We start from the raw sequence: 23,377 nt of genomic DNA on the forward strand, positions 1-23,377 counted from the left end.
CCAACAATAATTAATATCAGCCAAATAATTATATCAGGTTACAATCCTTATGGAAACAACCTTTTGCATTTTCATGGATTTAATCATCCGAAATATTCGTTTATCGCATCGAAAGTGCCGTTTACAATATCCTCAATATCCTTTTTCCCAACAACATACGGGGGCATAAAATATAAAACATTGCCCAAAGGTCTTAACAACAATCCCTTTCTTAAAGCGATTTTATAAATATTGTATCCCACACGTTGTTTCCAATCAAAACCTTTCTTTTCCGCCTTGTTTTCAACAAGCTCTAGTGCAGCAATCATCCCTATCTGTCGAAATTCCCCCACATAGGGATGGCTATGGGCAAGGGGCTCTGTCAGTTTTCTAATCAGCTCGGATTTTTCTCTATTCGTGTTTAAAACATCATCATCTTTAAATATTTTCAGCGATTCAAGCGCTGCGGCACATGCCAAAGGATTTCCCGTATAACTGTGGCTGTGCATGAATGCCTTAAGCTCTATATAATCGATGTAAAAAGCATTGTAAATCTTTTCGGTAGTAACAACCAACGAAAGAGGCATATACCCTGCGGTGAGCCCCTTTGACAGGCACATAATATCAGGACTGATACCACCGTGCTCACAGGCAAACATTTTTCCCGTCCTTCCAAATCCCACTGCAATTTCATCTGCAATCAAATGAATATTATAAGCAGAACACATTTCCTTAAGTTTAATCAGATATTGGGCAGAATATATTTTCATTCCGGCTGCTGCTTGAACCATCGGCTCAATTATTACTGCACAAATTTCCTTATGTTTTTTAGCTAATACTTCTTCCATTTCACAAAAACACTCAGCCTCACAAGTGGTGTATTCCTTTCCATATTTGCAACGGTAACAGTCAGGCCCGGGCACTTTAATGGTATTCATCATCAAAGGTTTATAAATTTTACTGTACAAATCCAGCCCACCTACAGCCAAAGCCCCAAGAGTTTCTCCGTGATAGGCATCGGACAGAGCAACAAATCTTTTCTTTTCACAGTTTTCAGTTTGCTGATGATATTGAAAACTAAGCTTCAATGCAACCTCAACGGCAGAAGAACCATTATCGGCAAAGAATACTTTATTTAACCCCTTCGGAGTGATTTCAACGATTTTTTCAGCCAGTTCAATGGCAGGCTTGTGGGAAAAGTTGGCGAATATCACATGTTCGAGGCTGTCAAGCTGTTTTTTGACAGCTTTATTAATTCTTTTGTTGCAGTGTCCGAAAAGATTGACCCACCAGGAGGATACCGCATCTATATACCGCTTGCCTAGAGTATCGAAAATGTATGCACCTTCCCCCCTCTCGATAATAATCGGAGGAAAATCTTCATAATCCTTCATCTGAGAACAAGGATGCCAAATATATTTCAAGTCTTTTTCCTGCAAGTCATACAACTGCATTCACCAACCTTCTTTTACTTGCAGCAAGTTTCTTCCTTGCTGTTATGAAAATGCAATGATAAGTTGCCCTCACCAACCCATCTGCTTTATACATCTCTTCATAAGCTCTTATCATTTCCTTAGTAAGGGTGGTATTCACCGTTCTTTCTTTATTGCTGTTGTTTGCTCCGATTTTTTTTACAGAATTCAAAAATTCTCTTACTGTATAAAAGTACTCATATTCAAGGCTTTCTTTTTTTATAATATCAAATTTGAACTCCTCAAACCCTTGCAGTGTCTGTCTGCAAATACCAAATAGCTCTTTTGAGTTGAAGAATTTTTGGCTTGGTGGGAAATCTCCATCTATTTTAAGTTTTTTGCAGGCAGTTTCGTATGCAGAATGAAGCTCGTTAAAGGTCATATGCCCAAATGTAGAAAAAGCAAGTACTCCATCATTCTTAAGGCCTTGGACAAGCTTCTCCATAGTCCCCCCTAAGTTGTTAAACCATTGAAATGCCGCATTTGAAATAATCAGGTCGTATTTTTTGCTAAGCTCTGCCTCTTCAATATCAAGGCATAGAAATTCCACATTGCTCTCTTTAAACCTATCCTGTGCATATTCAATCATCCCCGGCGCAATATCTATTGCTGTTATTTGTGCATTCGGCAAATAGTCTAATATAAGTTTTGTGAGATATCCTGTACCGCACCCCACATCCAAAATAGCCAATGCATCACTTTTGCTTTTAGAATCAAGGCCCACCATATTCAATAGAGTATTGGCCATTTTCTTTTGAACTTTTGCATATGTATCATAATTTTTTGCATTACGGCTAAAGTGCATTTGAAGAATAGTTTTATCTATCATTTATTATCACCTTGTCCTATAAATTTCAAAATCAACTTGCTGAAATCATCGGATGAAGAATAGAAGGAGACATGACCCGCTCCTTCCATGATATGTAATACCGCCTTACCTTTCATCCTCTGTGCTATATACAAAGATGCCTCTTTAGGACATATAGTGTCCATTTCTCCATGAATGATAAGTGTATCCGCTCTAATACTCCCCAAATGTTCTCGGACATCTGCAGCCAAGAGGTAGTCAAGCCCTGCCTCCAGTTCCATAAAAGAGGCAGCATTCGTATTAATATCAGCTTTCAACAAGGCTACATATTCTTTGCTTTTTAGCTCCTTCGAAGAAAAAAGGGAAGAATAAAAGGAATTCATTGTTTTTTCCCTATCAACTCTTACAGACTTTTTCATCTTTTTAACTGTACTTTTCGGCCAGCCGCACAGGTATCCTGTCTCTTTATCCCTTGTGAATCGAGAGGTTCCGCTGACAAGTATAAGCTTTTCAACCCTGTCTTTATATTTACAGGCAGCATCAATGGCTAGCAGGCTTCCTAAAGACCATCCCAGAAGAGATAATTTCCCCTTCTCCTTTTCAATCAACTTCCAGACCCGTTTGGTATAACCCTCCATGCTGTTTATGCCGTGCCATTCACAGAAATCAAGCTGAAAACACTCACTTAAAACCGGAGTAACAGGCTTCCATACTGAAGAATCCATACTCCATCCGGGCAGCATGACCAACTTTTGCTTTTCCAAAACAGTATCCTCCCCTATCAACATTATGGTATTACCCCCAGCTTTCTTCCAAAACGAACTAGATTTTCAACTGCAAATTCCATATCATCGTAGGAATGGGAAGCCATTAGAGAAATCCGAAGCCTGCTCGTTCCTTTAGGAACTGTCGGGGGTCTGATAGCCGGAATATATATCCCTTCGTTATAAAGTAACATACTGAATTTCAATGCAGTATCCACATTTCCCACCATAAGAGGTATTATTGGTGTGACACCTCTCGGGACGTCAAAGCATCTTTTTATCAGCTTACTCCTCAGCCATATAGATTTTTCAGCCAATTCTTTTCTTGCCTGTTGACCTGTTTCTATGATATTCAAAGCTTCAACTGCTGCAGCTATATTATGGGGTGCTAAAGCAGTGGAGTAAATAAAGCTTTTTGCCCTATGCCGGAGAAAATCAATGAGTTTCCTCTTTCCTGCAACAAAGCCTCCTTCAACGCCAAAAGCTTTGCTCAAAGTACCCACGTTTATATCTACATCATCTTTAAGGCCGAAATACTCCAATGTTCCCCTTCCATTCTCACCTAAAACCCCTGTAGCATGGGCATCATCCACCATTGTCATCAGATTGAATTTCTTGGCCAATTTCACAATTCTATCTACTGGTGCTATATCACCATCCATACTGAATACCCCATCGGTTGCTATAAGGCCCCTACCGGTATGGTAGCGTATAATCTTGTTTTCAAGGTCATCCATATCGCAGTGCTTATACACCACAAGCTTTGCACCGCTTAAGCGAATACCGTCCACAATGCTGGCATGGTTCAGACGGTCGCAGAATATGACACAACTTTTATCTGCAATACCCGATATTGCTCCTATATTTGCAGCATATCCGCTGCCAAAAATAATACTGCTTTCCGCCTGTTTAAATCCGGCAAGTCTTTCCTCCAACTCCCTGTGCAGTGTAAAGTTTCCGCAGGTCAGCCTTGATCCCCCAGCTCCCACTCCGAATTTACGAATGGATTCTATCGCAGCCCTTTTTAGCCTGATATCATTACACAAACCCAGATAATTGTTCGAGGACATCATAAGCATTCTTCTACCATCAATAACGCTATACGGACCTTGGGCAGTCTCTAGATTGCGCAGTTCTCTGTTCAATCCCTTGTTTTTTATATCTTTCAAAGCAGCTTCAAAATCAAACATTTGCCAACAACTCTTTAATATCTATTGTTTTTTCAAAAACAGATTTTAGTTCTCCCAAAACCTTATCTTCAACATTAATTCCTTCAATTTTTGGAACAACGCTAAGCACCGGCACTTCGGATAATCGCCGTATTGTTTCTATGTTGTCTCGTTCAACACTGCCTTTAGAAAAACCATTGAAAATTATCCCCTTGATTGAAATACCAGTATTTTTAGCAAAGGAGAGGGTAAGAAGAGTATGGTTTATCGTGCCAAGAGTAGTTCGAGAAACCAAGATACATCCAATCTCAAGCTCTTTTATTAGCTGAAACTGCATATATCCATCCTTGGATAAAGGTACAGCAAGTCCTCCACAGCCTTCAACCACGATATATTGGTATTTTTCAGTGAGCTTACTGTATCTATCCCGGATAATTTCTTTATTAACTGCCAAGCCCTCCATCTCCGACGCCAGATGTGGTGAAACCGGCGTTCTATATCTGAAAGGATTTATTATCTCATCATCTTCATTAAGTCCCGAAACAGCTTTTATAAAAGAAGCATCATATGAGATAAAGCCATCTGCTGTTTCCCTGCCGCCGCTGGATATGGGCTTAAAATAGCAGGAATTATATTCTTTTGACTCCAGCAAATACGTTAGCCCTGCACAAACTACTGTCTTGCCCACATTAGTATCTGTTCCGATAACATATATCCCTTTTGCCCTGCTCATATTTTAAGCCCCATACTCTGAATCATTTGAATGTCATCGGAAATTTTATTGCCCACTGTCGTAAGATAATTTCCCACCATCATTGCGTTGATACCAGCCTTAAAACCTTTGGGCTGATGTTCTCCCAAAGACATCCTCCCACCGGCATATCTTATGGAAGCATGGGGCATTATCAATCTGAAAATGGCTATGGTTCTAAGTATCTGATTCGGTTGAAGACTTTCAACATTCTCTAAAGGGGTACCCTTTATGGGGTTTAATATATTGATTGGAACTGACTTGACACCGAGCCCCCTTATCTCAAACGCCATTTTTACTCTTTGCTCCATGCTTTCCCCCATACCGATTATTCCCCCGCAGCAAACCTCCAACCCTGCCTTTGCCGCATTTTTTACAGTGCTTATTCTGTGAGCATATGTATGAGTATCACAGATTTTTTTATAATACTCCCTGCAAGCTTCAATATTATGGTGGTACATAGATACTCCTGCCTGCTTTAGCCTTATTGCCCGCTCATAACTTAAGCTTCCCAATGAAGCACATAGTTTTAGACCTGTCTCTTTTCTTAATAGTAAAATCATATCCAGAATCTTTTCAAATTCCTCATCCGAAACCCTTTCTCCGCTAGTCACAATCGAAAAGCGGTGCACACCTTCCTTTTCATTTTCCTTTGCCGCTTTTTGAACATGATCAATGTCAATCAATGGATAGCTTACAACACCTGTATTGTAATGCCCTGACTGGGCACAAAATTTGCAGTTCTCCGAGCAGCTCCCTGACTTTGCATTAATAATTGAGCAAAGTTCAACCTTATAACCCATATTCTCTTTGCACAGCTTATCTGCCAGCAAAAACAGCTTTTCGTCTTCAACCTTTCCTTTTGAAAGCTCAATTGCTTCCTCAAATGTAATCATCTGACCTCGAGTAAATTTATCCTCAATCTCTGATATCAAATCCATATAACTTCCCATTACCCCCTTTTTCAACCTTCATTTCACATTATATCCATACAAAAGTCAATTGTCAACCTGATTCTAAATTTAGGTTGACAATTAATCAAGCAATAAAGTTTAACCACTGCTTTTTGAAAAAGTTAGTTAACTTATTGCTATTACCTGATACTAAATAAAATTTTATCAAGGTTTTGGAAAGCTTTTCGACATAAATTGATAACTGAAGTAGGATTACAATAAAAACACTCTTGGATTTTATCTCCACAAACACAAAGAATATCTTTTGTTTTTAACTCAATGGCTTACGAAATGCATATCTGTTGACACTTAAAAACATAGATATACTATATTTTATCCAATGATGAGCTATTCCTCAAACCAATCGCTTTCGACACGGGCAAAGTGAAGCAAATACCTTGGGCCTCAGATTTGAATGCCGCGTTTAGTTTTATGGCCTCCATAATCTTGTCAGCGATTTCGCTATCGGTAAGAGTCAATACCACTTCTTTTTCCCTATCAATACTAATTCCCATAATTTCTTTTTGCAACGAACTAATTCCGCGCGCATTAATTATAGTAGCACCTGAAGAACCTTGTGAACGTATAAAATCAACTACTTGTTCAGCAAATCCTGCATTAACCACTATATATAGAGCTCTCATATTACCATTATCCATTTTTATCCTCCTAAATCATACTGACAACTTATCTACAGGGACAATAAAAGCAATCCCTGTATTCGGTTTATTAAAATCAAATTTTGTAATCAATTGGTCAAGCAATTGGCCCGATAAATTACCTGCAATTAAGCCGGTAATCATAATTTTTTTCTCCTCAGGAACAAGTCCTACCATATCTCTAAAAAATTCCGATTTGACTGTACCCTTGGCATATACTACATCAATCAGATGACATCTTGAGTCAAATAGAAATTTTAAGATTTCTTTTTTATACTTTCTACCTACTATTAAGGTTAGAAAATCAACACCATATTTATATTCCGTCAAGGCTATATTTTCCTCCTCTAAAACATTCTACTCTGGACTACCGTTATCCACCTTAACCTTGCTCTGCATAACTTTTATGTCCTCGATTATGTCTTCGACAATTTTTTTCTCTTGGCGCGATTCCTCAACTATATTGGCAAGGGATTCCAGTTCTTTCAAATCATTTGTTTCGGCATCTTTCAGAGATTTTTCTGCTTTCTTAATATTTATATTATACACTATACCCAAAAATTGTACAGCAATCAATGGGGTAACTGAAATAAATGCAATAATTCCAAAACCGTTAACCAAAATTGATTGTCCCCCGGAAGCAGACGTGGCCGCCACCGCTTGCGCCACTCCAAGAGTGAGAGGTGTTAGAAACGCAGATGTCAAAGCCCCTCCAGAGACTCCTCCCGAGTCAAATGCGAGCCCCACAAATAGCTTCGGCGCAAATATCATCATGATAAGTGCGATAGCATAGAGGGGTATTAAAAACCATAATATATTGATCTCTGTCAATATCTTTAACATAGCAAGTAAAGATGCAAAACCAATACCTATTGCAAGGGTCATGCGAATTGTCGTCTTTTTTATATGACCGTTAGTTATCTCTTCCAGTTGCTCTCCCAGCACCGTAACAGCAGGTTCTGACAAGGTAATAGCCGCACCTAAAATACATCCTACAATCAGAAGCAACCACTTAAACCATCCGGGACGAGAAGGATCTAAGAAGACTTCCCCAATGTATTTACCGGCAAATGCAAATCCATAATCTATACCTACCAGAAAAATCAACAAGCCTATAAACACTACAATAGTTCCCGATAAAATAGTCACAAATTCCTTTTTAGGTTGCTTAATTAAAAGGAACTGAAAGGGTAAAAATACTATGATAACCGGCAAAAGTGCCAAAGCTACTCCTAATAGATTGCTACTTATTATTTCACCTATGGTTCCCATAGTTTCAGGAGCATATACCTGTTCGGGAGGAAATACACCATTATGACGAATATTAAGTATAATGCCGTAGATGGACAATGAAAGTATTGGACCTACCGAAGCAAGACCGATAATTCCAAAGCTATCATCATTACTTTTGTGTTTGGACATAGTCGCCGAAACACCCATACCCAAAGCCAAAATAAATGGAACCGAAATATCTCCTGTTGTTGCACCGCTTCCGTCAAAAGCTAAGGCAACAAATTCATTTGGAACAAATATAATTGTTATGAAAGTAATGATATATAATATAGCAAAAACAATTTTAATGTTTAAGTCCTTCATAATTCGAAAAAGTGAAAAACCCACCATAACACCAATTCCAGCACCCATAATCCAGATAAATACAGTTTCATTGATAATCGGCATAATCATATTGGTCTGTTTAGCCAAAACAGTTAGTGCAGGCTCAGCAACAGTAGCAAGCAAACCGAAAAGAAGTCCGAAAAAGATAATAAAGGCTGACTTTTTAAGCTTTATTAGTGATCCTCCAACAAGCTTCCCTATAGGAAGAATACTAATATTTAACCCGTCCAAAAACAATGTTTGACCGACAACCACACTGGCATAGCCAACAAATAATTTAATATAATCCGATATATTATCCAAGGGCGCAATAAAACCGCAAACAATGATTATAACCGCCGCAAGGGGTAGCGATGATACAAAAACTTCTTTTAATGTAGTAGTAAAAATAGCGATCTTACTTTTTAGGTTTATACTATTCATCACAATCTCCTATCTCAAGTTAGTCAAACATGCAAATTAATCAATCAAACACAATCACAAAATCTTTTCGTTGTCTCCAGCGTCGCATACAAAGCTCAATATTATTATCATTTAAGAAATCAATCTATATGTATTTCAGCTGGTTTCTTCTATGTTACAGCACTTGGCAAATACTTTATATTTTCATAGTATCCCAAAGCATAATACTCTTAAATACTCAAAAATCTTTTATTAAAGAGCGTATTACAGTAGTTTCATCCTTAATATTTACTACCAAATTAAACCAATTAAAGAATTGAATAATGGAATTTTCCTGTTATATATGTTTGTCTACGTTAAAGGCTATATCTTTAGTTCTTTAGCCATTTCTATACTAATGCCCATAAAACAACCCATAGGATCTTTTGGGAACTAAAGGGGTAATTCTAATAATTTTATTAACATGCGTCTTTATATCTCTACCGATATCTGTAACGTTAATAACTAATGTAGAATACACCTTCTTCAATTCCTTATTATATCATAGTTTTCATGTCTACGCACGATGTTTTTTATTTCAGTTATATGTTTTTCGTAATAAAATTTCCATCCAATCAAGGTATTTCCACATCTATTGATTTTCACTTGCATCTTAAATAAATAAAAGCTCAGGACATCGAATCCCTTCGCTTTTGCCTCTTTCATTTCACTTCAAGAGGTAAAATCAAAAAGGCAAAGAACGCTAATTATAAATCAGCTAGCTTCTTTGCCTTCACGACCCTCTATATTTTTTATTCTATCTTGCACCAAGTTCGTTGTCAAGAATATATAATCCATTCCATTGTCCATTAATTCTTTCTAATCTTTCTGCAATTACACCAAACATATCTTCTTCTTCAATCTGCTCATCCACAAACCAAGCCAAGAGGTTCAGTACTCTTTGGTCGCCTTCTTCTCTTGCTTCTTTTACCAAATCATTAATATGTGAAGTTACCACTTTCTCATGAGCAAGAGCTTTTTTGAATGCATCTTCAATAGAATCAAATTTACCGTCTCCAGGATTTAGAGGACGATATTTTATACCATATCCTGTTTCTTGCAAGAATTTCTTAATCTTCCCTGCATGCTCCATTTCTTCCTTTACCTGCTTATCCATAAAATGCGTCATACCCTTCATATTTAGTGCATCGAAATATGCAGACATAGTCGCATATATGTAAGCAGACTCCAGTTCAAAATTCATTTGCTCATTTAAATTGTCATACAATTTGCTCATTATTCTTCCTCCCTGTATTCTTATATTTGCATTTTTTCTTACTATTATTGCATATAGAATATATTTTATCAATAATACTATTCTTATATTCATATACCACATATTCATATAATATAAACAACAATTATTTTAATCGATGCAAATTTTGAATATTTGCATGATGATTTTCTTAAAGAAGAGGCTACTTATAATATTATACATAAAAATAATAAAAGCTATTTGACATCCATATTCCTTTAAATTTGCCATAATACAACAAGGAAAGAAGTGTCTTTATACAGCGCAAAATCTAAATATCATGCTTTTTCTACGATGGTTGATAAAAGCCATTGCCATACGGAAATCATCAAAATAGAAAGGGTAATGATTCAAAGGTATATAGAGCAACTAAAGCATAATATAATTTCTATTCGAGATATTTATATCAGAAAGGCCGTGGACTATATTTATGACCATTTAGAAGAGGATATGTCGATATTGGATATACCCATATTAATTGGTTTTAACAGCCAAAATTACTTTACAACTCAATATAAAAAATATACCGGACTTTCTCCTAAAGGGTTTAGAGAAAAAAAGTCCGATAAATACTCTATTGGTATTAAGAATAATATTTGGTTAATATTATGAATATTTTTTATTCAGTTTAATTTTGCCTATTTTTTCACTTTCTCTATATCCCTGTAAGCCAATAAATAATTAATGCCCGATACAATGATGCCTCCACCAATGAAATTACCAAATCCGGATACAGCCAAATGATAAATAATATCTTTAGCTGTAAGCCCTGCACCGGAAAACAGTGCTGCGAATAAGTAATACATATTAGCGACAACGTGCTCTGTACCGCTAAGAATAAATACAGCAATTGTAAGCCATAAAACGATAATTTTCGTGATTTCTTCTTTGCAACTGTAAGCAAGGCACACGCCAGTGCAAACAATGATATTACATAGAACGGAGCTGGCAAATAACTGGCCTATTGGCATATGCACTTTATGAAGTGCTTTAGCAATTACCAGATTAGTTGCTGCATCGTCAAAAATCCCTGAGGTTTGAGTTAAAAATGCTGCAAAGATTGCTCCCAGCAGATTGGAGAATATAATTAAACATAAAATTCTGATAGTCTTATTGATTTTAGTACGGCCTGCATAGACAGCAACCATAACCATGCAATCACTGGTAAATAGCTCTGCCTGCATTAATATGATGGCAATAATCCCTATAGGGAAAACCGCTGCCCCCAAGAAATTACCTATTCCAGGGGTTGTAACACTTGCTGCAACCTTAAGACTTCCTATTGCACCAATAGCAATATACAATCCGGCAAGAAATCCCTGCACAAGCAAGATAATAAATCGCTTATTGGCCTTATGCTTACTTTGATATAGTATGTACTCCGTTAGGGCTTTTGGTCCTGAATGAACATCCATAAATGAATCCTTTCTTAATTTCCTCAATTTTCGTTTCGTATTTTGTATACAAAATATTTGCCTAAGAGCTGACACAGCATATATAATAACATATTTATTGCAAATGAAAAAGTACTTTTTATGCTTATCATTTCTTTTTCAATACTCTCCATTGTATTCTGAAAATTTACCCATATTTTGTCCTCAGCGTTCATTGGTCCTCCCCCATTTATTTTTGGGAATAATCCCCAATTCTACCAATGTGATTGCCTACGGTAAAATAATTGTCCGGAGAGTATATCACCGGATTGATAACCCGTAGATCGTAAAAGTCAAGCTTCTCAATATCGTCACGAACGTTTACTTTTTTTATTTCAGCAAAATATGTATGCGTTATACCCAACTCCACTGTTTTTAACAGCTGGCACTCGTAGCTGAAAACCGAGTCAGCAATCAACGGAACGTCTAGAACATTGCCTCTAACCGTCGGGACAACAACAACGTTGTTTTCATCGGCAGTTGCACTATTTCTGCTTTCGGCAAAAGCAAGTAGTTCCGGTGTAACCACCGTTGCAGAAAGAAGCCCTGTCCGTTCGATATTTCTTTTTGTCCTCTTTGTACCGTTAATGCTTATTATAAGGCAGGCCGGAGCCCCATTTGTATAGCTTATCCACGAAATAGGAGCAAATCGTTCGGTGCCGTCCTCGTCATATGTTCCTATCAGAAAAACCTGCTGTGTGAAAAAACAGGGGATATTGTTTTTAGGCTTCAACATCGTTAAATTCCTCCATTTCAAACGAATGATTTGCAAGCTTGTGATAGTAATTGCCGCTTGTTGCAGTGAATTTTAAGACACAATAATTTTCGTCTTCTACTCCTTTGGGATAATACATCTCGAATCCTTCACGCCATAATAATTCCTTGTGATATCTATCTGTGCAAACTTCTACAGTACCTGTTAGCATAAGGCCCTTAAACTCTACATCATCACAGAAATATATGCATGCTTTTGGGTTTTGCCTAAATTGTGAGACTCTCTTTGATGACAGGAGGGTTGAGAAATAATGTGTCGTCATTCCCTCATGGTGCAATGCCAACATAGCTTTTATGGTAGGAAATCCATCGCCGTTGACAGACGACACATATACAATTTTTGCGTTTTCCATCAGCTCACGCGCGTCTTTTCTCAATTCGTTTTTCATTTATTATTCTCCTCCTTATATAGGTTATCAAGTATTTTTTGCAGATACCCTTCAAACTGAGTGATCTCATCCGATGAAAAGCCCTTGTAGAAGATTTTATTCATATCTTCAGAAACCTGATTGTATTTATCCTTCATAGAACGTGCCATATCAGTAAGGATGATACGTATTATCCGTCTGTCGGATTTATCAAACCCCCGGTTTAGAAATCCACGAGCTTCAAGCCGATCAAGCATACTTGTCAGAGTGGTCTTAGCAAGTCCTGTACGCCTTGACAATTCAACAATAGGCAGGTTGTCTTCTTGCCATAGAACATACAGTATTCGCCCTTGTGGACCGTTGAATTCCTCTATACCGGCTTCGCCAAGCAGCTTTTCGAACACGCGCCCTTGCACCTGTTTGATCTGGGATATCAAAAATCCTCCGTTAGTCTTAATAGAACATCACCTCTCTATATAGAATAATACTATATAGTACTATTTTCGTCAAGTACTATTCCAAATATGATTGCTACTTGTAGAGTAAGAGGTAATAGAATGGTGTAGAAATCGAAAAATAGTAGTATGAAAAATCCAGTCTATTCTTTTATTTTTATATCACTATTTAATACTCGTTCGTCTAAATATACTTTGTTCTCCTAAAAGGAAGTGTTATTTCACGCTTATATCTCATTTCAATTATTTCTCTTCCCTCTGATATGACAATATTGTAGGCATCCAAATCAAAGTCTTTTACTCCCGCTTTCTTAAATATCTTTGCTTTTTTCAGTAGTTTAGGTCATTTATCAAAGAATATCTTTCCAAACATTTCATTCTCAGATGATATTTTCGTTATCTCAGTACTATTCCAATTGACAATATGTTCAACCGTAATACCAAACTCAATACTCTTACCGTTAAATTTAGGCCATCCAATCAATCTAATTCTATTTATTTTCCCGTTCTTATCTAATTTTCTATCAATATACATTGCTGTTGGCATCATTATATAATAATTATCTTCAAATGCTTTAACTACATTTTGCCTTACATTATCATAAGTTGCCTTGTATTCTTGGTATTCAATCATTGTAGTTGCTTCAAGACTGTTATCTAGATATTGGATATCCCTACTGGTGAAAGAGTCTATTATACTGTGTTTTTTTTTCCTCGCCAATACTTCTTTTCTCAAGCAAAGTACTCCTATTGAGCAAATAATTAAGCAGATGATTAATAGTGATATAACTATGTAAAACCTTCTTTTTGACCTCATAAAATCATCGTCCTTTCTTCTATATTTTGTATTTTTTCGATTTATTTGTTAATATATTAATATTACATCTTTTACTACATTATTGAAAGCATTTATAAAGAAACCACAAAAAATAGACGTTCATCATAAGATAATCGCATTTCTCAGCATTCATAACGTCTATAAAATAATAATCGGAAAAAGAATGAAATATATTCCAATGATTGGAATTAAAATATTTATAACCAATAAAACTATTGCATATTTTAAATTCCATGTCTTAAAACACATCATCATTATCAAAAATATTATACATATGATATTTGCCGCTACTAATACTTTTGTCAGCTGTACATAAACGGACCACCAAAAAAGATTTAAATCTGTAATTATTGATGTGAAAAACCTAGCAATTATCGCAACTGTACAATAAATTAGATTTACTGCCATAATTATGTATTTGATTTTAAATCTTATAAGCAATTCAGATAAAGTCACGTTAATCCCCTTTTGATATATTTATTAACATCATTTTTCAACTCATCTTTTCTTCTGCTTATTAGCTCTTTTACACTTTTACAATTTCTTGCTTTATTAGCAAATACCAGGTTCGATTCCCTTAGTGCTTGACAGCAATCTTTCATCTGTCGTCACGGATAATTCCAACATTCCTTCTTAACTACAAAGGATTTACTCTAACCTCAAATCCATTTTGGGTATAATCTCTCTACCTTTGCACTAAATATTTTCTTATTCTCGTATCAAATATGTACTCTAAATCTTTTGTAGTCAATGCTATCAAAATAAGTATTACACTTGCTACGATTAGAATAATATTTTTCTATCCATAATTCCTCTCTATTCCATTCAATATCTTCTGTCATATTTGGATTATTTTTACTACCCCATCAAACATCTAAAGCAAATTAGATGTCGATAAAGTTTTACTACATCATTCTAATAGGAAAGCTTGTAAAATAAATTCCTATAGCAGCTGCTAAAATATTTATGCCTAATAAAATTAACAAATACTTCAAATGCCATACCTTGAAATATATCATGGCAACTAAAAGGATTAAGTTTATTATATTAATAATAATTGCACCTACTATTAATTTTACATGAATAAATCTCAAAATACCTCCTAACATAAAAATGCTGGGATAAAATCTCGCAGTTAGTGCAAAAATCCAATAAAGTGTAGTAAACAATACTACTACATAATATATCTTAAATTTAATTAACACATTTCCTATATCCATGCAAATCTCCTCCCTTCATTATTTTTCCGTTGTTAGCTCTTTTTTTCTCATTTTTATTAACTCTTTTACAGTATTATGATTCGTATGCGCTGTTATAGTCATATGTCCCGATTTCAAATTCTTGATATCTTCATATGAAAGTTCTGAAGTATTTCCCCATTTTTCAAAAGGTTCCACATCACATTTATTATGCTTAAAGAATCCAACTACCGAAGAAGCTGGAGCGTAGTTATAAGTACCCATATTAGCAGGGTCTGTAACCATCTTCCCAGTACCTGTATTATAAACAGCTTCAAATCTGCCGTCTGCAGATACAAACTTAACGTTTAAAGCACCATAAACACCGTCATAATCATATCTATGATATGCAGTTCCTATGGTCGAAAACAATTCCCATTCTCCTTTTGCAGCCATTTCTATCATACCCTCTAAGTCAGTAGGCGCTCCACCATAAGAGTTCAATGTATTTCTAAAGTAATGCATTCGTTCTGTAATACTATCTAACTGTGTAATGTTTTGGTCAAAAGTATCAAAGAATCGTTTATAGTTCGCATTACCTACTAAAGCATCAGGATTTGCCTCCAAATCATCCATCATTTGATTTATCACTGCTTCTGCTGCAATTTCTTTCCCGTTACCAAAGATACCCCATTTATTATTCTCTTTCTTAACTTTGCTATATAAAGCATTTAACTCATCAAAATATTCATCTGATAAAAATTCAGATTCAACATTGTACGTGTTGCCTACTTCTACATTATTAAAATAGCCTAAAATCCGTTCTATCAGTGGTATTTTTTTGATAACATTATCCAAATTAGTACCTAAAATATTGCCACTCCCATCACTAAAGTTAACACCCTCTTTACAGTGGCCAGTTGGGTCGATATACTTTATCGGGTTGTTGGAAACATAGGTATATAAGTTTAATCCATCACCTCTAAAGGTATCTTCCTGCATAAACCTTCCTATACTTGGGTTATAGTACCTTGCTCTCAAGTAATATTGGTCTGTCACAGGATCATGCAGTTCTCCTGAGTACTTGAATCTGTTATCTACTTTCTCAACGCTGTCTAGTATATTTCCAAAAGCATCGTAGCTGTAGTTGTTTACTACTTCTCCCGTTCCATCGGTAAGGGCGGTAATATCTCCATGGGCATTGTGGATATAATAGTAAGTATCCTTATTGCTGTCTTCCCTCTGCAATATTGTATGCCCCCGGACTACTCTGTCCTTCAATCCCCAATCCTCATCCACTTCACATGCTATGCTGCTTCCGCTATATACATACCTGTTATATTTTCCGTTCTCTATCGATATAGATCTCAAATTCTCGGCATCATATATATTCTCCATATATGTTCCGTCAGAATTCTTTACATGGGTCAGTCGGTCAAATCCGTCATAGCTGTACAGTTTATTTAGCTGACCATCTTTCTCCCTTATAAGATTTCCTCTTTCATCATACTCATATTCCGTTATGAGTCCATTTTTAATCCTTTGGATTAATCTATTGCAATTATCATACTCATAGTGCTCCCATATATCTCCGAATTCCCTCTTAAGTCTATTGCCGTTGGCATCATAGGTAAATCTCTCTTTAACCTGCCCCGGGTATATTACCTCCTCCAGGCGGTTTAGTGCATCGTAGCTGTAGGCTGTAACCTTGTCGTTTTCTTCCTTCAATATCTGATTACCGTTGCCGTCATAGGCATACTTGTATGTAAATATTTCTTTGCCTGACGGATCCATATTTAATAGTCTTGTTATATTTTTATCCAAGTTGTATTCATATTTTGCGCATACTCCGCTTCCATACAATATCTGGGCTATGGTGTTGTCAATATTGTACTCATACTTTGCGGAAATTTTGCCTCCGTTTGATACCTCAGTTACCCTTCCGAGTACATCATATGTATAGTCCACTGGAGTTCCACTTATATCGGTGAGCCTCGATATAAGCCCATTTTTATTATAGTCATATTGTAGTACCTTTTGGCCGTTGGTTGCCTTACTTTTTAGTCTTCCTGCCGGAGTATATGTATAGGTATGTATGGTAGTACCGCTTATTGATGCCGCGAGACTTCCATCAATATTGTACTCATATTTCTCCAACTGTCCCTCTTCTTCCCAACGGCTGGTAATATTATTGTCTGCATTGTAGGTGTAATATGTGCTGCGTCCGTCTTTTCCTATCCTTTGTACTATTCTTCCCTGCCTGTCATATTTGAAGGTTATTTTCCTTCCCAGAGGGTCTATTATCTCAGACATGAGATTTAAGCTGTTGTATGTGTACCGGGTGGTATTTCCGTTGCCGTCAGTGGTGGATATAAGGTTTCCTGCATAGTCATAATCGTATTTTGTGTTGATTCCATCGGGCTCTGTGATGCTTATTATTTTACCCCACAGATCTAGGGTATATTTTGCATTGTTTCCATTTCCGTCAATTACTCCGGTTATATTTCCTTCCGCATCGTAGGTGTATTGCTGGCTGTTTCGACCTTGAAGCTTTGCTTCCGGAGTTGTTATATCTACCAAGCGTCTTGCAAGGTAAATGTCGCAGTATATGTCACATCATCAAATGTCTACCTAGACATTATGAACAATAGCGGCCACCCTTCTTGCTGTTTTCCTTCATAAGTTTCCTTCAGCGTCATAGGTATATTGCTCGCTCTTTCTTCCTTGGAGCTTTGCTTCTGGCGTTGTTATATGCATCAAACGTTTTGCCAGGTCATAATCAAATTCCACTCCGCATCTGTCATTGTCGTTATCTGCTGATTTAATTCAATTGCATTTTTACTCTACTTCCCTTTATTGTTACTAACTATCACTAAATATCAAATATTGTATGTTGCTTAACAATAATATAAGATAGACTGACGATCACATATTATTTTATTTAAAAATCCATGTCAGTCTCTTTTATTAGCTACAATTTACCTGTTAGAATGATTTCGGTGTTATTAAAGTCTTCAAAAATTGTTATTGCTTAGGTTTATAAATACCTGGTATACACATATCTTGCCAGTAACCAAATTCGGTTTCTTCGTCTTCAGCTTTTATTACACGCAATGTATATAACCCTGCATTATCAGGATTCATAGTATCCTTTATATAATCAATTACAAAAAACATATATTTCTCTTTATCTGTAGTTACTATATACCATGTCCTTAGCATTATAGATTTCTTTCCTCTTTCTATTGATTCACCTGAAGACCATGCATCTATTTCCCAAGACTGTACATCTCCTTGAAAGAAATCAAATAAATAATCTACTCCATCATCAACGTCATTGGCTTCATCCAACGCCTTTTTGGAAAATAACGCTTTCATCGCTTCTTTATCTTTATCTTTAATTGCTGCAAGTATTTCTTTCATTCGTGCCTTTGCCGCTTTTTCTTCGCCAACATACACTATTCTACCTCCAAATGAACATGACGTTAATATAAAAGCACTTGTAAGAAATATTAGTAATACTGTTTTCTTAATCAAATATATCCCTCTCTTTCATTAAAAAGTAAATGTTGCAGTATATGTCACATCATCAAAATCCCATCTTTTATCATCTTCCATTTTTTCTTAAACGCCCAATACATATCTTTTTTGTCCTCGTCAGAAAATTCAATTGTGTAGGTTGCTGTCAGTTCATGAGCTTTTTTATCTTGATAATAAGGGTTAAAGCCTGTAACCCACCACTTTTCTATTTCTTGGCCTTTAGGATCATCTCTCTTTGGATCATAAGATATTATTTTCTCACCTTCATATTCCACTTCTAATGTCATCGGCATAGAAAGATCTTTGTCTATAAGCCAATGCTCTATCTGTATTCCAAATGGCTCGAATCTTTTGTATATACCTAATTCTGCTCCTGCACCTAAGTTCAAATAATCGCCTTTCCACACCCAAACCATGTAATCTTGACCATTATAAGAAAAGTCAAATTATTTAAAAATCCATGTCAGTCTTTTTTATTTTTTACATTTTACCAGTTAGAATCATTTCGATGCTATTAAAGTCTTCAAAAATTGTTATTGCTTAGGTTTGTAAATACCTGGTATACACATATCTTGCCAGTAGCCAAATTCAGTCTCTTTATCTTCAGCTTTAATTACACGTAATGTATATAACCCTGCATTATCAGGATTCATAGTATCCTTTATATAATCAATTACAAAAAACATATACTTCTCTTTATCTGTAGTTACTGTATACCATGCCCTTAGCATTATAGATTTCTTTCCTCTTTCTATTGATTCATCTGAAGACCATTTATATATTTCCCAAGACTGTACATCTCCTTGAAAGAAATCAAATAAATAATCTACTCCATCATCAACGTCATTGGCTTCATCCAACGCCTTTTTGGAAAATAACGCTTTCATCGCTTCTTTATCTTTATCTTTAATTGCTGCAAGTATTTCTTTCATTCGTGCCTTTGCCGCTTTTTCTTCGCCAACATACACTATTCTACCTCCAAATGAACATGACGTTAATATAAAAGCACTTGTAAGAAATATTAGTAATACTGTTTTCTTAATCAAATATATCCCTCTCTTTCATTAAAAAGTAAATGTTGCAGTATATGTCACATCATCAAAATCCCATCTTTTATCATCTTCCCATTGTTCACGAAATGCTTCAAACATACCTTTCTTATCAGAAAATTCAATTGTGTAGGTTGCTGTCAGTTCATGAGCTTTTTTATCTTGATAATAAGGGTTAAAGCCTGTAACCCACCATTTTTTCTATTTCTTGGCCTTTAGGATCATCTCTCTTTGGATCATAAGATATTATTTTCTCACCTTCATATTCCACTTCTAATGTCATCGGCATAGAAAGATCTTTGTCTATAAGCCAATGCTCTATCTGTATTCCAAATGGCTCGAATCTTTTGTATATACCTAATTCTGCCCCTGCACCTAAGTTCAAATAATCGCCTTTCCACACCCAAACCATGTAATCTTGACCATTATAAGAAAAGTCAAATTATTTAAAAATCCATGTCAGTCTTTTTTATTTTTTACATTTTACCAGTTAGAATCATTTCGATGCTATTAAAGTCTTCAAAAATTGTTATTGTTCAGGTTTGTAAATACCTGGTATACACATATCTTGCCAGTAGCCAAATTCAGTCTCTTTATCTTCAGCTTTAATTACACGTAATGTATATAACCCTGCATTATCAGGATTCATAGTATCCTTTATATAATCAATTACAAAAAACATATACTTCTCTTTATCTGTAGTTACTGTATACCATGCCCTTAGCATTAAAGATTTCTTTCCTCTTTCTATTGATTCACCTGAAGACCATTTATATATTTCCCAAGACTGTACATCTCCTTGAAAGAAATCAAATAAATAATCTACTCCATCATCAACGTCATTGGCTTCATCCAACGCCTTTTTGGAAAATAACGCTTTCATCGCTTCTTTATCTTTATCTTTAATTGCTGCAAGTATTTCTTTCATTCGTGCCTTTGCCGCTTTTTCTTCGCCAACATACACTATTCTACCTCCAAATGAACATGACGTTAATATAAAAGCACTTGTAAGAAATATTAGTAATACTGTTTTCTTAATCAAATATATCCCTCTCTTTCATTAAAAAGTAAATGTTGCAGTATATGTCACATCATCAAAATCCCATCTTTTATCATCTTTCCATTGTTCACGAAATGCTTCAAACATACCTTTCTTATCAGAAAATTCAATTGTGTAGGTTGCTGTCAGTTCATGAGCTTTTTTATCTTGATAATAAGGGTTAAAGCCTGTAACCCACCACTTTTCTATTTCTTGGCCTTTAGGATCATCTCTCTTTGGATCATAAGATATTATTTTCTCACCTTCATATTCCACTTCTAATGTCATCGGCATAGAAAGATCTTTGTCTATAAGCCAATGCTCTATCTGTATTCCAAATAGCTCGAATCTTTTGTATATACCTAATTCTGCCCCTGCACCTAAGTTCAAATAATCGCCTTTCCACACCCAAACCGTGTAATCCTGACCATTATAGGAAAAGTCAAATTTTTCTTTACTCATACTAGTAGCTAAATCAAACACCATATCATAAAAGTCATTATATCCCACAATCGAGATACTCTGCAATGAATTGTTTTGTCTAGCATGGTAATTTCCACTTTGATCCCTATAAAATCCAAAAATCCAAGGTAATCCTCTTTCTTGCGTTTGCTCTACATACCACTTATATATAGGTGTATTTTTATATATAGATGCCACCATATCATCCCATGCATCACCGCTATCTGGCCAAACTATATTATCAAAGCAGTCTGAAATCCAATCCACGCCTGGTATCTTTCTGATAATACCATTCAGATTAATTCCTAAAGCATTGCCAATTGAATCGATAAAGTTGACACCTTCTTTGCAGTGGCCGGTTGGGTCAATATACTTTATCGGGTTATTGGCAACATAGGTATATAAATTGAGTCCGTCACCTCTAAAGGAGTCTTCCTGCATAAACCTTCCAATGCTTGGGTTATAGTACCTTGCTCTTAAGTAATATTGGTGAGTAACTGGATCATGCAGTTCTCCCGAATATTTGAATCTGTTATCTACAGTCTCAACGCAGTCCGATATATTACCAAAAGCATCATAACTGTATCTGTTTACTACTTCTCCCATTCCATCGGTAAGAGCGGTAATGTCTCCGTGGGCATTATGGATATAATAGTAAGCATCCTTATTGCTATCCTCTTTCTGCAATATTGTATGACCCCGGACTATCCTATCTTTTAATCCCCAATCCTCATCCACTTCACATGCTATGCTGCTTCCGCTATATACATACCTGTTATATTTTCCGTTTTCTATCGATATTGATCTCAAATTCTCCGCATCATATATATTCTCCATATATGTTCCGTCAGGATTCTTTACGTGGGTCAGTCGGTCAAATCCATCATAGCCGTATAGTTTATTTAATTGCCCTTCTTTCTCTCTTATGAGATTTCCTCTCTCGTCATACTCATATTCTGTTGTTAATCCATTCTTAATCCTTTGGATTAATCTATTACAATTATCATACTCATAGTGCTCCAATATGTCGCCAAATTCCCTCTTAAGTCTATTGCCGTTGGCATCATAGGTAAATCTCTCTTTAACCTGCCCCGGGTATATTACCTCCTCCAGGCGGTTTAATGCATCGTAGCTGTAGGCTGTGACTTTGTCATTCTCCTCCTTCAGTATCTGATTGCCGTTTCCGTCATAGGCATACCTGTACATAAACATTTCTTTGCCTGACGGGTCTATATTTAGAAGTCTTGTTATATTCTTATCCAAGTTGTATTCATACTTTGCAGAATCTTTTCCCCCATTTGATACTGCCGTTAGCCTGCCAAGCATATCGTATGTATACTCCACGGGAGTTCCGCTTATATCGGTAAGCTTCGATATGCGTCCATTTTTATTATAGTCATATTGCAGTACCTTTTGGCCGTTGGTTGCCTTACTTTTTAGTCTTCCTGCCGGAGTATATGTATAGGTATGTATGGTAGTACCGCTTATTGATGCCGCGAGACTTCCATCAATATTGTACTCATATTTTTCCAACTGTCCTTCTTCTTCCCAACGGCTGGTAATATTATTGTCTGCATTGTAGGTGTAATAAGTGCTGCGTCCGTCTTTTCCTGTCCTTTGCACCATTCTTCCCTGCCTGTCATATTTGAAGGTTATTCTCATTCCCACAGGGTCTATTATTTCAGACAAAAGGTTTAAGCTGTTGTATGTGTATCGGGTGGTATTTCCGTTGCCGTCGGTAGTGGATATGAAGTTTCCTGCGTAGTCATAATCAGCTGGTTCCGTCGGGCTCTGTGATTTTTGCAGGTAATCTTCCGTATGAAGCTGTCTGCTCTAATCACACTTTATCGAGTGTTGCAAAATTTAGAAACCTCTTTAAATTTCATATTTCTCTTTACTTGACCTCACTTCTGTAAATCTCTCCCGTATATGCATCAATTTCTAAATAATATGCCCTTTTGGTATTTTCATTATAAAAGCTAACATTCCAAATTTCTTTCTCATTCTTATCAATACTAGTCGCAGACAACCACGCTGTGGTGAAATTAAAATCATTATCTTGCGTAAAATTCTTCCTGGCTATATCAATAACATTTATACTATCTACAGACCACTTATCGATATTGATATCACCCGGAACGATTTTTGAATTTCGTTCCTGATTAATAATACGCAAAATTTTATTCTTTTTAGTATCAATTTCTACTGTAATTATGTTCGGTACACCATTTTTATCCTTATTATCATCTTTATACCATATCTCAACTTTTCCTTCAAGATTTTCGTCTAGTGTCATATTGATTTTTCCTACGTAATAAGTCCGTTTACCCCAATATTCATCAACATAAGAATTGGATAATTTAATTAGTTCCT

Annotated in this window: 22 protein-coding genes and 4 pseudogenes; 1 reads left to right on the top strand and 25 read right to left on the bottom strand. The window is 36.0% G+C overall.

Annotation, left to right across the window (positions count from 1 at the left end):
* Positions 1-83: 83 nt before the first annotated feature.
* The 10 genes from bioA to EFD62_RS09075 all read right to left on the bottom strand — a co-directional run bounded on the left by bioA (position 84) and on the right by EFD62_RS09075 (position 9,850).
* Positions 84-1,427, bottom strand: coding sequence for an adenosylmethionine--8-amino-7-oxononanoate transaminase (bioA, locus tag EFD62_RS09030; protein ID WP_172406034.1), 1,344 nt, complete (start codon positions 1,425-1,427; stop codon positions 84-86).
* Positions 1,420-2,280: a malonyl-ACP O-methyltransferase BioC gene (gene bioC / locus EFD62_RS09035; protein ID WP_069194444.1), complete on the bottom strand. Its 861-nt coding sequence runs from the start codon at positions 2,278-2,280 to the stop codon at positions 1,420-1,422. Before bioC ends, bioA begins: the two co-directional genes overlap by 8 nt.
* Complete coding sequence (locus EFD62_RS09040; RefSeq protein WP_235832606.1) at positions 2,277-3,023, bottom strand: alpha/beta fold hydrolase; 747 nt, start codon at positions 3,021-3,023, stop codon at positions 2,277-2,279. The genes bioC and EFD62_RS09040 overlap by 4 nt, the downstream gene beginning before the upstream one ends.
* Positions 3,024-3,046: 23 nt before the next feature.
* On the bottom strand, positions 3,047-4,213 hold the full coding sequence (gene bioF / locus EFD62_RS09045) for an 8-amino-7-oxononanoate synthase (protein ID WP_069194446.1): 1,167 nt from the start codon (positions 4,211-4,213) through the stop codon (positions 3,047-3,049).
* Entirely contained in the window at positions 4,206-4,925 is a 720-nt protein-coding gene (bioD, locus tag EFD62_RS09050; protein WP_069194447.1) for a dethiobiotin synthase, read from the bottom strand. Before bioD ends, bioF begins: the two co-directional genes overlap by 8 nt.
* The gene (bioB, locus tag EFD62_RS09055) at positions 4,922-5,884 is read right to left on the bottom strand and encodes a biotin synthase BioB (RefSeq protein WP_069196304.1); all 963 of its coding nucleotides are present in this window, start codon (positions 5,882-5,884) and stop codon (positions 4,922-4,924) included. Before bioB ends, bioD begins: the two co-directional genes overlap by 4 nt.
* Before the next feature lie 338 nt (positions 5,885-6,222).
* The gene (locus tag EFD62_RS09060; RefSeq protein ID WP_069194448.1) at positions 6,223-6,555 is read right to left on the bottom strand and encodes a P-II family nitrogen regulator; all 333 of its coding nucleotides are present in this window, start codon (positions 6,553-6,555) and stop codon (positions 6,223-6,225) included.
* Positions 6,556-6,570: 15 nt separating this feature from the next.
* A complete protein-coding gene (locus tag EFD62_RS09065) occupies positions 6,571-6,885 on the bottom strand; it encodes a hypothetical protein (protein WP_128706005.1) in 315 nt (104 codons plus the stop codon).
* A 27-nt stretch (positions 6,886-6,912) separates the two neighbouring features.
* Entirely contained in the window at positions 6,913-8,595 is a 1,683-nt protein-coding gene (locus EFD62_RS09070) for a DUF1538 domain-containing protein (RefSeq protein ID WP_069194450.1), read from the bottom strand.
* A 775-nt stretch (positions 8,596-9,370) separates the two neighbouring features.
* Positions 9,371-9,850, bottom strand: a complete 480-nt coding sequence (locus EFD62_RS09075; RefSeq protein ID WP_069196305.1) for a ferritin — start codon at positions 9,848-9,850, stop codon at positions 9,371-9,373.
* Between the two features lie 267 nt (positions 9,851-10,117).
* Here EFD62_RS09075 and EFD62_RS09080 point away from each other — a divergent pair, with 267 nt between their 5' ends.
* Complete coding sequence (locus EFD62_RS09080; RefSeq protein ID WP_162302508.1) at positions 10,118-10,480, top strand: AraC family transcriptional regulator; 363 nt, start codon at positions 10,118-10,120, stop codon at positions 10,478-10,480.
* 26 nt (positions 10,481-10,506) lie between these two features.
* Here the strand turns inward: EFD62_RS09080 and EFD62_RS09085 are convergent, their stop codons facing one another.
* The 15 genes and pseudogenes from EFD62_RS09085 to EFD62_RS09150 all read right to left on the bottom strand — a co-directional run.
* A complete protein-coding gene (locus EFD62_RS09085; RefSeq protein WP_069194452.1) occupies positions 10,507-11,283 on the bottom strand; it encodes a formate/nitrite transporter family protein in 777 nt (258 codons plus the stop codon).
* 208 nt (positions 11,284-11,491) lie between these two features.
* Positions 11,492-12,037 carry a flavin reductase family protein gene (locus EFD62_RS09090; RefSeq protein ID WP_128706007.1) on the bottom strand — a complete coding sequence of 182 codons (546 nt, stop codon included), beginning with the start codon at positions 12,035-12,037 and terminating at the stop codon, positions 11,492-11,494.
* On the bottom strand, positions 12,024-12,464 hold the full coding sequence (locus EFD62_RS09095) for a pyridoxamine 5'-phosphate oxidase family protein (protein WP_069194454.1): 441 nt from the start codon (positions 12,462-12,464) through the stop codon (positions 12,024-12,026). The genes EFD62_RS09090 and EFD62_RS09095 overlap by 14 nt, the downstream gene beginning before the upstream one ends.
* The gene (locus tag EFD62_RS09100; RefSeq protein ID WP_456236578.1) at positions 12,461-12,880 is read right to left on the bottom strand and encodes a MarR family transcriptional regulator; all 420 of its coding nucleotides are present in this window, start codon (positions 12,878-12,880) and stop codon (positions 12,461-12,463) included. Before EFD62_RS09100 ends, EFD62_RS09095 begins: the two co-directional genes overlap by 4 nt.
* Positions 12,881-13,241: 361 nt before the next feature.
* Entirely contained in the window at positions 13,242-13,634 is a 393-nt protein-coding gene (locus EFD62_RS09105) for a hypothetical protein (protein WP_069194456.1), read from the bottom strand.
* A gap of 1,007 nt (positions 13,635-14,641) precedes the next feature.
* Complete coding sequence (locus tag EFD62_RS09110) at positions 14,642-14,956, bottom strand: hypothetical protein (RefSeq protein WP_069194458.1); 315 nt, start codon at positions 14,954-14,956, stop codon at positions 14,642-14,644.
* Positions 14,957-15,799: 843 nt separating this feature from the next.
* Positions 15,800-17,506, bottom strand: a pseudogene (locus EFD62_RS18315) (RHS repeat-associated core domain-containing protein); the annotation flags it as partial.
* Between the two features lie 432 nt (positions 17,507-17,938).
* Complete coding sequence (locus tag EFD62_RS09120) at positions 17,939-18,451, bottom strand: DUF5104 domain-containing protein (RefSeq protein WP_128706008.1); 513 nt, start codon at positions 18,449-18,451, stop codon at positions 17,939-17,941.
* 44 nt (positions 18,452-18,495) lie between these two features.
* Positions 18,496-18,882: pseudogene (locus EFD62_RS09125) on the bottom strand (DUF4474 domain-containing protein); the annotation flags it as partial.
* A gap of 105 nt (positions 18,883-18,987) precedes the next feature.
* Positions 18,988-19,422 (bottom strand): DUF5104 domain-containing protein, encoded by a 435-nt coding sequence (locus EFD62_RS09130; protein WP_235832608.1) that lies wholly within the window; start codon positions 19,420-19,422, stop codon positions 18,988-18,990.
* Between the two features lie 256 nt (positions 19,423-19,678).
* A pseudogene (locus tag EFD62_RS09135) lies at positions 19,679-19,927 on the bottom strand (hypothetical protein); the annotation flags it as partial.
* Positions 19,928-20,032: 105 nt separating this feature from the next.
* Positions 20,033-20,467, bottom strand: a complete 435-nt coding sequence (locus tag EFD62_RS09140) for a DUF5104 domain-containing protein (protein ID WP_235832610.1) — start codon at positions 20,465-20,467, stop codon at positions 20,033-20,035.
* Positions 20,468-20,563: 96 nt separating this feature from the next.
* Positions 20,564-21,205, bottom strand: a complete 642-nt coding sequence (locus tag EFD62_RS18045; RefSeq protein ID WP_083225307.1) for a DUF4474 domain-containing protein — start codon at positions 21,203-21,205, stop codon at positions 20,564-20,566.
* A 117-nt stretch (positions 21,206-21,322) separates the two neighbouring features.
* A pseudogene (locus EFD62_RS09145) lies at positions 21,323-22,802 on the bottom strand (RHS repeat domain-containing protein); the annotation flags it as partial.
* Between the two features lie 96 nt (positions 22,803-22,898).
* Positions 22,899-23,377 (bottom strand): PepSY domain-containing protein (locus EFD62_RS09150; protein WP_235832611.1); only part of this gene is annotated, 479 nt, incomplete at its 5' end.

Origin of the sequence: Acetivibrio mesophilus (genome assembly GCF_004102745.1) — a bacterium.
Classification (GTDB): domain Bacteria; phylum Bacillota; class Clostridia; order Acetivibrionales; family Acetivibrionaceae; genus Hungateiclostridium; species Hungateiclostridium mesophilum.

Bases quoted from the DNA above. Each gene is read 5' to 3' on its own strand.
- bioC (WP_069194444.1), bottom strand. From the start codon at position 2,280: ATGATAGATAAAACTATTCTTCAAATGCACTTTAGCCGTAATGCAAAA.
- bioF (WP_069194446.1), bottom strand. From the start codon at position 4,213: ATGTTTGATTTTGAAGCTGCTTTGAAAGATATAAAAAACAAGGGATTG.
- bioD (WP_069194447.1), bottom strand. From the start codon at position 4,925: ATGAGCAGGGCAAAAGGGATATATGTTATCGGAACAGATACTAATGTG.
- bioB (WP_069196304.1), bottom strand. From the start codon at position 5,884: ATGGATTTGATATCAGAGATTGAGGATAAATTTACTCGAGGTCAGATG.
- EFD62_RS09060 (WP_069194448.1), bottom strand. From the start codon at position 6,555: ATGGATAATGGTAATATGAGAGCTCTATATATAGTGGTTAATGCAGGA.
- EFD62_RS09070 (WP_069194450.1), bottom strand. From the start codon at position 8,595: ATGAATAGTATAAACCTAAAAAGTAAGATCGCTATTTTTACTACTACA.
- EFD62_RS09075 (WP_069196305.1), bottom strand. From the start codon at position 9,850: ATGAGCAAATTGTATGACAATTTAAATGAGCAAATGAATTTTGAACTG.
- EFD62_RS09085 (WP_069194452.1), bottom strand. From the start codon at position 11,283: ATGGATGTTCATTCAGGACCAAAAGCCCTAACGGAGTACATACTATAT.
- EFD62_RS09090 (WP_128706007.1), bottom strand. From the start codon at position 12,037: ATGTTGAAGCCTAAAAACAATATCCCCTGTTTTTTCACACAGCAGGTT.
- EFD62_RS09095 (WP_069194454.1), bottom strand. From the start codon at position 12,464: ATGAAAAACGAATTGAGAAAAGACGCGCGTGAGCTGATGGAAAACGCA.
- EFD62_RS09110 (WP_069194458.1), bottom strand. From the start codon at position 14,956: ATGGATATAGGAAATGTGTTAATTAAATTTAAGATATATTATGTAGTA.
- EFD62_RS18045 (WP_083225307.1), bottom strand. From the start codon at position 21,205: ATGGTGGCATCTATATATAAAAATACACCTATATATAAGTGGTATGTA.